Here is a 14007-nt window from a genome sequence, read left to right as displayed (position 1 = left end):
AGACAGACCTCCTTTATAAAACTGTCCATATTATACCCTGGGCAGCTGAAAGCAGACTTTAGCTTAGCAGGCGCGTTTACGCGCAAAAGCTGCTGTTCCTGTGAGAAATGCCGTCAGCAGGGTAAAGGGCAGAACCGGTGAGGTGGCGTTATCCGCACTGGTTTTGGGATTGACTGGACTGACGGGAGTTACCGGCTGCGGCGCTTCTGGTTCGGCAGTCTGTGACGCGTCCGGTACAGCGAGGGCAGCGCTGTAAACAGCGTTGTTATGACTGTCATAGGCAGTAACATGAACACCAAGTGTTTTGCCGGACATGCTCTCGTCAATGGGAATATCATGCTTGAACTCAAGCTCGGAAGGACCGGAAGCCCGTGTTAACGTGTCGACAGGCTTATCGACATCCAGATCAATGCCATCGCCGGTGATGGCATAATGAAGCCTGGTAATTTTGTTGTTTAAGGTATAGGAATTGTCACCATTGTCGATAATGTCCTCAGAAGCCAGCTGAATGGGTGCAGTAACGCCGTAGATTGCGAGGGTTTCGCCAGCAGCCCCGCATGTAATGCCATCCCTGGTGTTAAGATCTGTCTTAGTGACCGTATCAGCTGTATCGTAAGTGTTTTCATCCGTATCGCCTGTGATTACCTCAGCGCGGGTAAAAGCAACCTTTTGTCCGGCTGGCAGCGCTTCCAGCTCAGCTTTAACAGTGCTGCCGTCAACGGTGAGAGAAGGCTCTCCAATATTGTAGTAGTAAAAGGCCATGCGGTCAGGGTTGTCAATAACGCCCTGGGCCTGAAGAGCGCCGAGCTCAACGCTGTAGCTGGAGCTTGATTTTTTCAGGTTGTATAAAACACAGTGAACCTTGCCAGCAGCGTACTCGGCCGCATCAGCTGCGCGCCATTCCGGCAGGATTTCACAGAAAATACTTTGCGACCAGTAGCCAGGAAAGGGGTCGCTGTAAACGCGGTAGCCCTTATCTCCAGCCCAGGCCTTTATAAAATCAAGGTGTTCATCGGGAGAAAAACGCGCCAGAATCTTGTTTTCAGAAACGCCGATGGTGATGGTTTTTTGAGCCTGAGCAAGCATTGTGGAATCCGGAGCCTCCAGCGTAGCTGTAATGGTGTAATCCCCTTCAAAAAGCTCTGGGTAGGGGAGGCCATTCTCGTCCCGCCAATTCATCTGGTCAATATCATTGCCTCCTGCGATCATGGCATAGAACGCATCATCATTATAGTAGCACTTGATGGAGGCGTTGTTAAAGTCGCTCCCGTTAACAGGGTCTTTGCTGATCAGCTCTGGCATGCCGGAGTTTTTGATATCCTCCTTGGTAACCGGGCTGTAATAATTCAGATTGCTGGGAAGATAGAGACTTGTGTTTGATTTGATCGAGGTAGTGACCTTTCTGACAGTCGTGCCTTCTGTATCTGTCAGCGAAACAGTCAGGGCGGCGTTATCGGGTAGGCTGCTGCCGTTTTCAATGCTGCCGAGAACATAAAAATTCCTGCCGGGCGCAATGGTGGTTTCTGCTTCGGAAGGTGTTTCGATGATCAGAGACGGGGAAGACACAGACGCAGCGTTAACTTCCTCAGCCAAAACCCCTAAGGGCCAGCCAAGCAATGTCAATGCCGCAAAAATGCAGCAAAAAAGCCTGGAAAGACGGCTTTTCAAACAGGATGGGCAGGTACTTAATTTCATAATAAACCTCTCCTTTTAAATATAATCATAAAAACAGTATATCATGTAAAAAGGCCCGCAACAACTGGCTTTTGCGGTCTTGAAAAACATTTGAAGAATTCAGAGAGGTGTTTCTGCTTCATTCTTTTTTCAGAAGGGAATTAATACTTTCCTTTTAAGCCAAAAAAAGCTATAATATTATATAATAAATAATAATAATGGGTAAATAGGACATTTGCCCAGCCTTAGAACATCAAAGATACGAAGATTTGGAGGATTATCGATGATGGAATTTGATAAAGAATTATTAACAAAAATGTACTATAGAATGAACCAAGCCCGCTTCTTTGAGGAAAAGGTAGCCTGGCTGTTTTCAAGGGGGCAGGTCCATGGGACAACGCACCTGTCCATGGGACAGGAAGGCTCTGCCGTTGGGGCCTGTCTGGCTCTGGACGAGGGAGACCTTGTGTCGCTGACGCACCGCGGCCACTCCCAGGCCATTGGTTTTGGCCTTGACGTCAGGCTGATGATGGCTGAATTTTTAGGCAAGGAAACCGGCTACTGTAAGGGTAAGGGCGGTTCCATGCATATTGCGGATTTAAAATCCGGAAATATCGGGGCGAACGGCGTGGTCGGCGGTGGTTACCCGCTGTCCTGCGGCGCGGCCTTGACCCAGAAATACAAAAAAACCGGCAAAATTGTGCTCTGCTTTGCAGGCGACGGATCAACCAATGAGGGGAACTTTCATGAATCCCTGAATTTGGCGTCGGTCTGGAAGCTGCCGGTCATTTTTTATGTTGAAAACAATTTATACGGTATGTCAACCCCCATCGAAAAGCATATGAATATCGAAAACATTTCGGACCGTGCGGCGTCCTACGGTATTCCGGGGCTTACCATTGATGGGAACGACATAATTGAGGTTTATAAAATTGTCCGTAAGGCTCGTCAGTACGCCCATTCCGGCAAGGGCCCTGTGCTCATCGAAAGTAAAACCTACCGCTACAATGGCCACTCCAAAAGTGACGCTCAGGTTTACCGCAGCAAGGAGGAAGTGGAAGCATGGCGGAAGAAAGACCCCATCACCCGCTTTGAGCGCTATCTGGAGGAAGACAAAGTCATGCTTCCAGATCAGATGGCCCAGATAAAAGAAGCGGCGCACCAAAGTATTGAGGACGCTGTAGAATTTGCCAAAAACAGTCCTGAACCGCCAGTCACCGCAGTTCTGGAAGACGTATACGCTTAGGAGGTGCTTTTTATGAAAATGCAGGAAATGACTTATCGCGAAGCAATCCGCCTGGCCATGTCAGAGGAAATGCGGCGCGACAACGATGTGATTTTTATGGGAGAGGATATCGGTGTCTACGGCGGAGGATTTGGTGTCTCTGTTGGCATGATCGACGAGTTTGGTGAGGAGCGTGTTATGGATACGCCCATCTCCGAGTCGGTGATTGTGGGAGCAGCGGCGGGAGCGGCTGTGACAGGGCTTCGTCCCATTTGTGAAATGATGTTTATGGATTTTATCTCCTTTGGGATGGATTCCTTAGTGAATCAGGCGGCCAAGCTTCGTTATATGTTCGGCGGTGAGGCCCAGGTGCCCATGGTCGTGCGCCTGCCATCGGGCTCCGGTACGGGAGCGGCGGCACAGCACTGCCAGACGCTGGAGGCGTGGATGTGCCATGTGCCAGGGCTTAAGGTGGTTACGCCATCCACACCGGCTCAGGCAAAAGGGCTCTTAAAAGCGGCGATCCGGGATAACAACCCGGTTTGTTTTATTGAGCATAAGCTTCTTTACAAAATGAAGGGCATGGTACCCATCGATGACAATTATCTGGTACCCATCGGTGAGACCTTTGTGGAGCGTCAGGGAACAGACGCCACCATCGTGGCCTGGGGTACGCTGCTTGTAAAGGCCATGGAGGCGGCAGAAAAGCTGGCTGAGGAGGGCATTGAGGTAGAGGTTATCAATCCGATGACGCTTTATCCCATGGACATGGGGCCCATTATGGAATCCGTCAGAAAGACCGGCCGACTGATCATTGCCCACGAGGCTGCCAAGACTGGCGGCGTTGGCGGGGAGATTGCCGCCCGGATTGCAGAGAGTGACTGCTTTGACTATATGGACGCGCCCATTATCCGTCTCGGAGGGCTGGATGTGCCCATTCCATACAACCGTAATCTGGAAGCCGCCGTGGTACCACAGATAGAAGACCTTATGGATGCCGTTTATCAGGTAGTCGGATGCGACGATTAAATAGAAAGGGATTACAAATATGGCAGCAGATATTATTTTACCAAAGCTAGGAATGGACATGCAGTCCGGAACCATTATGACATGGTATAAAAACGAAGGAGATACCGTCAAAAAAGGCGAACCGCTGTTTGAGCTCATGACCGATAAGGTCAATATCGAGGTTGAGGCTGAGGACAGTGGAGTGCTTTTGAAGCGCTACTATGAAACAGGCGTGGAGCTGCCGGTATTTACAGTCATCGGCTGTATCGGTCAGGCAGGAGAACAGGTGCCGGAACATCAGGCAGTTTCGCCGCTTAATAATATGCAGAGCCCGGGCCGCCTCACGGATGAGGACCGCGCAGCGCTGAAGGCCATGCGCAGCTCCACACGCGAAGGCTTTTCAAGCGCGGGCAGAACCATTCGCGCCACACCGTCTGCCAGACGTTTGGCGGCAGAGCATAAAATTGATCTGTCAAATGTAACCGGCAGTGGCCCTAAGGGACGTATCCAGGTAGAGGATATTGAAGCATTGCTGAACATGTCGCAAAAAGTGGCGAAAACCGAAGTGCCGCAGCAGAAGGTTTTTACAGAACCAGAGGAAGAAAAGATTGAGGAATCAGAAGCTCCAGAGGAAAGCGCCCAGATGACTGAAAAGGCGGAAGAAGTCTTTACCGCAGAGCCAAACCCGGGAATGACCGGAGCACTTGATATGACCCTCGAGGATCTGGTGGCCGGAATGGGAAGCCTTGAAGCCGAACTGAGCAGTGAAGCTCACGATGAGGATGTTCTGGAAAATGCTGCCAAAGCTGAGGAAACAGCGGCGGAAGAAGCACCACATGCGTTCAGTGCGTCACCGCTGGCAGAAAAAATGGCGGCGGTCGAAAAGATTGATATCCACAGCATTGGCGAGGGCAGCGGGCCCGATGGGCGTATCATGAAGGAAGATGTCCTGAAAGCGATGTCCGAAGAGGCGAGCCGCCATGAAAGCGTGATCGAGGAGGCTGAGATTCAAAAAGAAACAGCCACACCAGAAACGCCAGAAGAGGTAATGCCAGAACCGGAGCCACAGCCTGAAAAAACGGAAGAGCCGCCAGCACCAGACAGCAAAGATGAAGAGGAAATCATTGTCGTCACTGTGCCTGAGCCCACCACCCCGGCGGCAGAGGAAGTGGAAGAAGCCGCTGAGAAGCCACTGGTGAAGGGCAGGCTTGAAGCCATGCCGGCAAAACGCAGAATTATTGCGGACCGCATGGTTAAGAGCAATCTTGAAAACGCAGTGATCACTCTGACCACAGAAGTCGATATGACCGAGGTTAAAGATCTGCGCAAGAAAATCAGCAAAAAGGTCGAGAAGGAAACAGGCTACCGCTGTACCTATACCGATTTCCTGTTGGTTTCCGTTTCAAGAGCTTTAATGGAACATCCCTATATCAACAGCAGCCTGTGTGAGGACGGCGTTGTACTGCACGATTTTGTGAACCTGGGTATGGCTGTGGGAATGGATGACGGACTGATCGTTCCCGTTATCCGCGACGCTCATACTGCAAGCTTTTCCGAGATGGTCGAAAAACGCAGCGAGCTGCTCAAACTCGTTAAGGCGAAAAAGCTGACAGGTGACCATTTTAAAGACAGTACCTTCACAGTAACCAATTTAGGCATGTACGGTATCCTGGAGTTTACCGCTATTATTAACCAGCCAAACAGCGCTATTTTAAGCGTTGGCGAGGTGGTAGACAGGGTTCGTATCTTTAAAGGTGAGCCCACTCCGAGGTCTGTAATGAAGATCAGCCTGAATCTGGATCACCGTGTGGCGGACGGTATGGCAGGCGCCAAGTTCCTCCAGACCGTCAAGAGCTATATGGAAAATCCGGCCCTGCTGCTATTCTAAATTCATATAGAAAGAGTCAGAGAAAATGAGTGAGAGTAAAGAATTTAAACATTATGACCTGGTGGTACTGGGAGGAGGATTCGGAGGCTATACTGCAGCCATCCGGGCAGCCCAGCTTGGGAAAAAGGCCGCGGTGATCGAGGAAGACCGCCTGGGCGGTACCTGTCTGAATGTCGGCTGTATTCCCACTAAATTTATGCTTCAGAATGCGAAGATTATTAAGGCCTGTGACGGCGCGGCAAGGCGCGGTGTCGTCATGTCACAGCCAAGCGTCAACATGGGGCAGATGATAAAAAATAAAGATGAAAAGGTACGCCGGCTGGGTAATGGCATAAAAATGCTGCTGAAAAGCAATGGAGTGGACGTGTACCAGGGAACCGGCGAGGTTTTTCCGGACTATTCTGCTAAAATTACCGATATGGAGGGTAGCGAGGAGATCATTGGCTGGGAGAAGCTGATCATCGCCACTGGTTCCAATCCGGCAATTCCCGATTTGTTTAAAGATATTCCAGGGCTGCTGACCAACCGCGAGGCCCTGAACCTTCCTTATCTGCCTAAAGAGCTTATCATCGTGGGGGGCGGCGTGGTAGGCTGTGAGTTTGCCACTATTTTCAGCATTTTTGGTACTAAGGTGACCATGCTGCAAAACGGCAGCACCTTAATCAATGGCTTTGATAAGGAAGGAACCGCCTGCGTAGAGGAAAGCTTAGTTAAAAACGGCGTTACCATCCATTATAACGCCTTTGTTCGGGATATCTATAAGGATTCTGCGTCCAACTTCCATCTGGAGGTTGAAATGCGCAATGAGGAACAGCCGAAGAGCTTTTGCTGCGCCGATGTTCTCATGGCTACTGGGCGCTGCGCAAATTTAAAAGGGCTGGACAGCCTGAACCTTGAGCTTGACCGCGGCTGGGTAGACGTTAATGATTACCTTGAAACCTCTGTACCGGACGTTTACGCCATTGGAGACGTGACCGCTAAATCCCATTTGGCCCACGGCGCGTCCGCTATGGCCATGCGCGCTGTCGAAAACATGTTTGGCGGCAGACCTGCTAAAATGAATTACAGCCTGATTCCGTCTTGTGTGTATACTCTTCCAGAGGTAGCCTCAGTTGGTATGCGAGAGGAAGCCGCGAGAGAAGCCTATTCAAACGTCAGAGTGGGGAGCTTCCCCATGAGCGCCAGCGGCCGCGCCCTGATTCGTGATGAAAACCAGGGCTTCGTCAAGGTCATCACCGAGGATAAATATGGCGAGATCCTGGGGATTCATGTTGCTGGTCCGGGTGCCACCGAGCTCATTACCCAGGCTGAGACCATTATGGCTCTGGAGGGAACCATTGAGGATATGTGCCGGATTATCTATCCGCATCCTACCATCTCCGAAGCTCTTTTTGAGGCGGCTATGGATACCTTTGGCATGTCTATCCATTTGCCAAAGAAGGAAGCCTGAAAAGCCTATGAGAACACTGGGAAACATCATCTGGTTTCTGTTTGGCGGCCTGATCTGTGCCTTTGGATGGGCTATTTCAGGTTTGATCTGCTGCGTGACCATCATTGGCATACCCCTCGGCCTTCAGGCCTTTAAATTTGCGAGCTTTGTGCTCTGGCCCTTTGGGCGGGACATTGATTTCAGCGGAATGGGTACAGGCTCTTTTCTGGTGAATATCCTCTGGATTATCTTTTTTGGCTGGGAGCTGGCGCTGGCGTCACTGGCCTTTGGCATTGTCTACTGCGTCACCATTGTGGGCATTCCCTTTGGCCTTCAGCATTTTAAATTTATGAAGCTGGCACTGATGCCCTTCGGCGCAGAAATTATTACAATTGATTGACGATTACCAGAAAATACTGTCTGAAAAGGGCTTGACAAAGCGCGATTAACAGATAAACTATATACATTAACTCATCAAGGAGGAAAAATGGCAGAGAGAGAAACAATTCTGATCATCGATTTTGGTGCCCAGTATAACCAGCTCATCGCCCGACGGGTGCGTGAAGCAAGCGTTTATTCTGAAGTGGTACCCTACGATGTATCCATTGAAAGAATTAAAGAAATCAATCCAAAGGGGATCATCTTTACAGGAGGTCCTTCCAGTGTCCACGAAGAGGGCGCTCCAAAGTGTAACCCAGATATTTATACATTGGGGATTCCCGTGTTGGGAATCTGCTATGGCGCCCAGCTTATGGCCCAGCAGCTGGAGGGCAGCACCGACTCGGCCGAGATTCGAGAATATGGCAAAAAGGCTGTGAAAATCGGAAAAAAGGACAGCCTGCTGTTCAAGGATGTTAAGAACGACTCCATTGTCTGGATGAGTCATACAAATTATATCGCCCAGGTGCCTGACGGTTTTGAGATTACAGCCACCACGGAGACCTGTCCGGTAGCCGCCATGGAAAATACAGATGGAAAAATGTATGCTGTGCAGTTTCATCCAGAGGTAGAGCACAGCCAATATGGAAAAGAACTCCTTCGCAACTTCATTTATGATATCTGCGGCTGCCAGGGCTTATGGACCATGGAAAATTTTATCGAAGAGCAGACAAAAGCGATTCGTGAACAGGTCGGAGATAAAAAAGTGCTCTGTGCCCTGAGCGGCGGCGTGGATTCCTCCGTCGCCTCCACCCTGGTACATCGTGCTATCGGCGACCAGCTGACCTGTATCTTTGTTGACCATGGCCTCCTGCGTAAAGATGAAGGCGATCAGGTTGAGGAGATCTTTAAAAACCGTTTTAAAATGAATTTTATCCGCGTAAACTGCGAGGATCGCTTCCTCGATAAGCTGGCTGGTGCAGATGATCCTGAATGCAAACGGAAGATCATCGGCGAAGAGTTTATCCGCGTTTTTGAAGAAGAATCCAGCAAGCTTAAGAATATTGACTATCTTCTCCAAGGCACCATTTACCCAGATGTTATTGAAAGCGGCACCAAAAATGCCGCGGTGATCAAGAGCCACCACAATGTCGGCGGCCTGCCAGAGGATGTGGATTTTGAGCTTATCGAGCCTCTCCGCAACCTTTTCAAGGACGAAGTCCGCGAGCTTGGCGAAGAACTCGGACTCGACCATGACTTAGTTTGGCGCCAGCCTTTCCCGGGCCCGGGTTTGGCCATCCGCGTTATGGGCGAAGTTACTAAAGAAAAGCTTGACCTGCTGCGCGAAGCTGATTTTGTCTTCCGCGATGAAATTGCAAAGGCCGGTCTGGATGAAGAAATCTGGCAATATTTTGCTGTTCTCCCAGGTAACCGCAGCGTCGGTGTCATGGGTGATGAACGAACCTACGATTACACTGTTGGACTGAGAGCCGTTACCTCGGTTGACGGCATGACCTCCGACTGGGCGAGAATCCCTTTCGATGTGCTGGAGTCCATCTCCACCCGTATCGTCAATGAGGTTCCCCACGTGAACCGTATTGTGTACGACATCACAAGCAAGCCGCCATCAACAATTGAGTGGGAATAAAAAAATTCAACTTATAGCGTTGAGTTATCTTGGTTAAACATAGTATTTAAGCAATTCTTAAGAGTTTTTAAAAAAAATATATATCCCTGTTAATAGAAGTAGCCGTGTATGAACTGAACTTTTCTGTTTAGTAATCGTACACGGCTATTTTAAATTCTAAGAGGGGTTTTACATGAAAAAAGGATGGAAAAAAGCAAACAAGCCACTTGTTCAAATTGCAGAAAAACGAGATATAAGATACAGTGATCTTGTATCTCTTTATAGAAAGGACTGTGAAAAAAGGAATATTGCAGAGGTCACAATTAAGGGATATGAGAACGCATGTCGGTATTTTATTAAAGCAATAGAGACAGATTTATACTGCAATGAGATTACACAAGCAATCATTGATAATTTTGTTTTGGCTTTAAATAAAACTGGTTTGAAGCCAACAACGGTTAATTCTTATCAGTTTAAAATCTCCCCTGTTATACATTTTGGCATAGAAAAAGGCTATATTAAGGAAACGATTGTTTTTAATCGAGTAATAGAGCAAGAAGAAATAAAAGAAATTTATACAATTGACGAACTTGAAAAATTACTTAAACGCCCAAAAACAAAATCTTTTTCACTATATAGAACATGGGTGATTATCAATACTTTAGTTGGTACAGGCATAAGGTCAAAAGAGCTAAGAGAGCTTAAAATAAAGAACGTAGATCTGAAAAATCAAATCATTATTCTTGATCACACAAAAAACAGGGAAGGTAGATTATTGCCTGTTAGCTCTTCTTTATATTTAGTGCTTCAAGAATATTTAGATATTAGAAATGGAAAGATGGGAGAACCTCTTTTTTGTAATATCTTTGGCGAACCATTAGCACGAACGACGTTACAAGACAGCGTTAGAAAATACTGTAAAAACAGGGGTGTCAATAAAACATCGGTTCATTTATTTAGACATACGTTTATAACAATGAGCGTAAGAAAAGGGGTACCACCCTTACTACTTAAACGCATTACAGGGCATAAAACAATGAAAATGTTAGATCACTATTATAGTTTTGATATTTCGGATATTGTTAATATTGTAGATGATATAAGCCCTTTAGAGGATATAAAAATAAAATCAAAACATCAATTTAAAAGGTACAATGTTAAATAAAAACAGGGAGAAAGAAAATGACAACACTATTCAATACCACACATCCATTGACGCAGAAAGAAATTGATATGCGCGTCAGTGACACCGCCTATAGCACTGCATTGAACCTAATGCACTTAATATCAATCGGTAGAATAAACAGAGAAACCGCGCAAATCGTTATGTCACCGCTTTACAGTATCATCCCATTAGATGAAGAAGAAATAGAACAAGAACGAGACAAAAAAGGCATTAAGGAAAACCTGAATGAAGATGTTAGCTATCAATTTTCAAGATATACAAGAGAGATGTTCTTATATGCTGAACAATACAGAAATAAACAATTAAGCCCATGGAGAAACAAAAGCTTTCAATCTTTTCTTGATTATTTATATGATGACCAGTTAATAGACAGTGAAGTTATTTTTGAAAGCATTTATGACCATGCACAATATTATTATTTGATTGAATTTCTTTGCTTGTTAGAGGATGATATCACACCCGAACAAAGAAAGCGGGCATATAAAAAAACAATGGTTCAAGACTGCGATGCAGGGCTTGTAACAGGTAACGACATTGGAAAACATAATTGTCTAGCCGATACTTTAGAGCTATTCCCAGCGCCGGACTATATTCAAGAGACAAAAGCATATAAATATGAAACCATATGGAAAGAATTACACGGCTAAGCACATAAAAAGACATTACAAAAGGGTGTAACAAATTGGTACACCCTTTTGTACATAACAGATTAAATCTGATATAATGACAGAAAAAAAGGTGGTCATTTATGGAATACATCAAACACACCCTTACAAAAAAATACATTGGTCAAGATAACATCTTAACACAAATAATTGAAAACGCCATTAAAGCACATCAAGTCATTTTCTTTATTGCCCCGCAAGGCACAGGGAAAAGTCATTATATCAGCAGTTTAAGGATAAAAGGAGTTTGTGAAGATATAAAAATTATTAATCCTACAACAGCTTTATCTAAGCAAAATCGTCAAACACAGATCATCGCAGAACAAGGCGATATTTTTTTAGATGAATCAGAAGTTAGTTCTCAAACATTCGTGACTTCTGGGTTAGAAACAAAACAGAATGACGACATCAATAAAAACATACTTGTATATGTGGATGAACCGCATAAGATTGTACAGTATGCCACATTTGCATATCAAGAACAGACACACCCTGTTATAAAGGCCATTGAAACCTATCTTAAGAACGGGAACGCGGCCATTATGACAACCGCAACGCCTGAATTGTTTTATTGTTTAGAAAAAACAGAATTGTATAACAAGATTGATTTATGTATTGAGGTAGAAAAGGAAATGAACTATCTTGAAAAAGTAAATATCTGGACAATGTACAGTGAAGATCATCTAAAGAAAGAACTCATTAAAAATTATAAAGAAACACATTTACAAATTGCGCTCGTAAACGATACAAAAGCCATTGAAAAAATAGAAAAGGAACTTAAAGAAGTCTATAACATTAAGACAATCGGCATTACATCAAAAAATAGAACCCTACAAGACACAGAGCATTTTAAACAGTTTCAAGACCTTGTGGAGACAGGAGAAATCAACCAATATAATATATTGTTAGCCACATCGTGGGTAGATTCTGGAATAACATTTGTCAATGAAAATATTACAGACCTTTACTGTATATTGCACAATAATTATAGAATGGGTGATTTTACCATGATTAAACAATTCCTTGCCAGAGCCAGACAATCAAAACCAACATTACATATTGTAGCACCGAAACTAACGGATAGAGAAGAAAGACTAATAAACTTGTCTATTACATTATATTCAGGAGATGTCTTAACCGACAAAGAAACACTTGACTCTTTAAGCGTACAGACAAGGGATGAACTTATTCAGTCAGTACAGACCATTGATGGAGAGACAGACCACAAGACAGTCTATAAAAAGCTAATAACATGCCTGACAGAAAAGAACCATGAATATATCAAAGATTATCAAAATGGTATCCTAGACAAAAGCAATTTAAAGGGTATTTACGGCATTATAGAAAAAGATGGAGAATTTGAACATTCAGACATAGCACTGAAATATGAAATCCATCGTATCATTGAAAAACTAGAATGTCAAAAAGATATTCAAGCCTATATCAAAAATTTAACGAATTGTGACAACATTCATGTTATTCAGCCCGATAAAGATAGAAATAAAAATGCCGTCTTTCATTTATGCACACAACAAGAACAGATAGAAATCATAGACTATTTAGACACATTGGTTGACAGCCAGGAATCTTTTAAACAAGAAGAAGTCACACAACAGCTAAATGAATTAAGTCAAGGTAAGATTGACGGTAAGAATTTAAATCCTATTTTTAAAAATAATGACCTTCCCTACAAAGCAGACAGAATAAGAGAGGGCAACTATCGACTTATAAAAAAAGACAGTACAAAATAATGATGCCGGATATTATATCATGGTAAGCCCTTTTATAGGGGGTAATAAGTTATATTGCCTTAAACAATAAAAAGTGTACAAAAAATAAATTCTTTCTATATATATAAATAAAATTGTACAAATGAAAATAAGTGAAACAATTATTGTAAGTTAATGAAAATATATCGCTAGATAAATAATCTATTTTTTCTCTTGTTTGGCCTACAATATGAGCTTTGCATTTTCCGACAGGAAAACAAAGCGAATAAAGCACACGAGTGCAACGAGTGGGATTTTTATTAGAGGACAGACCATAAGAGATACTTTAATTGAATCCACTGTTAAAAAAGAATGACATATTATAGAGAAATTATTTATTATGAAAAATACATGAAGAAAGTATTGTCCTTGTCCAGGTATTTATATTTATGCCCTGTTTCATTCCTGATTATGTACGCTTAGCATAAATCTAACGATTTATTCACGCTTCACCTAATCAGTCAATCACAGAACATAAATATTTTACAGGATTTAGACCGCTTACGCTGTCTAGAATCCAGTATGGTTTTAAGGCCGACAAAAGAAAAAATAATGGAATTGAAAGCATAAAATAAACGTGATATAATAAAGGTGAAAGGATTTTTGGAATTATCTCTTGCGGATTATAACGACTCTTACACTAATGGTGATAGTGAACAAGGGTCGTTATTTTTGTTGTTAAGATATGGAGTTTGTTCTTTAATGGAAAAGAGTATCATTGAATTAAAACGATTGCAAAACATTAAATAAAATGGTATAATTATACCAAATAAAGTCAATGTAATTTACATCAATCAATTTCCTTCGTACGAATTTCGTCCTAAGCTCTTTACATGGTCTACCTTTATCGCCTTACATTGGGTGACATTTTTATAATCCGTCATGAAATCAACCGCCATTTTGAGGTTTTACGGGGAAAATCCCGAAAAGTCTTTTTCTTCTTCGTCTATGAGGTTTCGTCGATTTTTCGACGCAACTAAAATAGTCTTTTGTCCTCAATTCCAACCGTCCGTTTTTCGAACGTTATAGAATAAGTACGTGCCTTTTTAGGCTTACCACGTTGCCTTGTATTATTCACTAAAAACAGCGAATAATCTTCCCAGACATCAGCCGTCCGAATTTCGGACGCTTGGTAAAGGATGCCCCATTTCAGGGCGT

At 44.2% G+C, this 14007-nt stretch carries 10 protein-coding genes; 9 read left to right on the top strand and 1 reads right to left on the bottom strand.

Annotated elements, in window-relative coordinates:
• Nucleotides 1-63: 63 nt before the first annotated feature.
• Entirely contained in the window at nucleotides 64-1695 is a 1632-nt protein-coding gene (locus CPZ25_RS08535; RefSeq protein WP_096920194.1) for a hypothetical protein, read from the bottom strand.
• A gap of 262 nt (nucleotides 1696-1957) precedes the next feature.
• On the opposite strand from CPZ25_RS08535, the gene CPZ25_RS08530 reads away from it, so the two are divergent.
• The 9 genes from CPZ25_RS08530 to CPZ25_RS08490 all read left to right on the top strand — a co-directional run bounded on the left by CPZ25_RS08530 (nucleotide 1958) and on the right by CPZ25_RS08490 (nucleotide 12831).
• Nucleotides 1958-2920: a thiamine pyrophosphate-dependent dehydrogenase E1 component subunit alpha gene (locus tag CPZ25_RS08530; protein WP_082669216.1), complete on the top strand. Its 963-nt coding sequence runs from the start codon at nucleotides 1958-1960 to the stop codon at nucleotides 2918-2920.
• A gap of 18 nt (nucleotides 2921-2938) precedes the next feature.
• Nucleotides 2939-3928 carry an alpha-ketoacid dehydrogenase subunit beta gene (locus CPZ25_RS08525; RefSeq protein ID WP_471721663.1) on the top strand — a complete coding sequence of 330 codons (990 nt, stop codon included), beginning with the start codon at nucleotides 2939-2941 and terminating at the stop codon, nucleotides 3926-3928.
• A gap of 19 nt (nucleotides 3929-3947) precedes the next feature.
• Nucleotides 3948-5795 carry a 2-oxo acid dehydrogenase subunit E2 gene (locus CPZ25_RS08520; RefSeq protein ID WP_096920193.1) on the top strand — a complete coding sequence of 616 codons (1848 nt, stop codon included), beginning with the start codon at nucleotides 3948-3950 and terminating at the stop codon, nucleotides 5793-5795.
• A gap of 25 nt (nucleotides 5796-5820) precedes the next feature.
• Nucleotides 5821-7245, top strand: coding sequence for a dihydrolipoyl dehydrogenase (gene lpdA, locus CPZ25_RS08515; RefSeq protein ID WP_058693676.1), 1425 nt, complete (start codon nucleotides 5821-5823; stop codon nucleotides 7243-7245).
• A 7-nt stretch (nucleotides 7246-7252) separates the two neighbouring features.
• Nucleotides 7253-7624: a YccF domain-containing protein gene (locus CPZ25_RS08510; protein WP_096920192.1), complete on the top strand. Its 372-nt coding sequence runs from the start codon at nucleotides 7253-7255 to the stop codon at nucleotides 7622-7624.
• 87 nt (nucleotides 7625-7711) lie between these two features.
• Complete coding sequence (guaA, locus tag CPZ25_RS08505) at nucleotides 7712-9250, top strand: glutamine-hydrolyzing GMP synthase (RefSeq protein ID WP_058693678.1); 1539 nt, start codon at nucleotides 7712-7714, stop codon at nucleotides 9248-9250.
• 172 nt (nucleotides 9251-9422) lie between these two features.
• On the top strand, nucleotides 9423-10394 hold the full coding sequence (locus CPZ25_RS08500; protein ID WP_096920191.1) for a tyrosine-type recombinase/integrase: 972 nt from the start codon (nucleotides 9423-9425) through the stop codon (nucleotides 10392-10394).
• A 17-nt stretch (nucleotides 10395-10411) separates the two neighbouring features.
• Entirely contained in the window at nucleotides 10412-11062 is a 651-nt protein-coding gene (locus CPZ25_RS08495) for a hypothetical protein (protein WP_096920190.1), read from the top strand.
• Nucleotides 11063-11163: 101 nt separating this feature from the next.
• The gene (locus CPZ25_RS08490; RefSeq protein WP_096920189.1) at nucleotides 11164-12831 is read left to right on the top strand and encodes a hypothetical protein; all 1668 of its coding nucleotides are present in this window, start codon (nucleotides 11164-11166) and stop codon (nucleotides 12829-12831) included.
• Nucleotides 12832-14007: the final 1176 nt, after the last annotated feature.

Origin of the sequence: Eubacterium maltosivorans (genome assembly GCF_002441855.2) — a bacterium.
Classification (GTDB): Bacteria; Bacillota; Clostridia; order Eubacteriales; family Eubacteriaceae; genus Eubacterium; species Eubacterium maltosivorans.
Note: the sequence above shows the minus strand (reverse complement) of the source record. Positions and strands in the feature narration are given on the sequence as shown.

Coding starts and splice junctions, on each gene's coding strand:
- CPZ25_RS08495 (WP_096920190.1), top strand. CDS start 10,412: ATGACAACACTATTCAATACCACACATCCATTGACGCAGAAAGAAATT.
- CPZ25_RS08500 (WP_096920191.1), top strand. CDS start 9,423: ATGAAAAAAGGATGGAAAAAAGCAAACAAGCCACTTGTTCAAATTGCA.
- lpdA (WP_058693676.1), top strand. CDS start 5,821: ATGAGTGAGAGTAAAGAATTTAAACATTATGACCTGGTGGTACTGGGA.
- guaA (WP_058693678.1), top strand. CDS start 7,712: ATGGCAGAGAGAGAAACAATTCTGATCATCGATTTTGGTGCCCAGTAT.
- CPZ25_RS08525 (WP_471721663.1), top strand. CDS start 2,939: ATGCAGGAAATGACTTATCGCGAAGCAATCCGCCTGGCCATGTCAGAG.
- CPZ25_RS08535 (WP_096920194.1), bottom strand. CDS start 1,695: ATGAAATTAAGTACCTGCCCATCCTGTTTGAAAAGCCGTCTTTCCAGG.
- CPZ25_RS08490 (WP_096920189.1), top strand. CDS start 11,164: ATGGAATACATCAAACACACCCTTACAAAAAAATACATTGGTCAAGAT.
- CPZ25_RS08520 (WP_096920193.1), top strand. CDS start 3,948: ATGGCAGCAGATATTATTTTACCAAAGCTAGGAATGGACATGCAGTCC.
- CPZ25_RS08510 (WP_096920192.1), top strand. CDS start 7,253: ATGAGAACACTGGGAAACATCATCTGGTTTCTGTTTGGCGGCCTGATC.
- CPZ25_RS08530 (WP_082669216.1), top strand. CDS start 1,958: ATGATGGAATTTGATAAAGAATTATTAACAAAAATGTACTATAGAATG.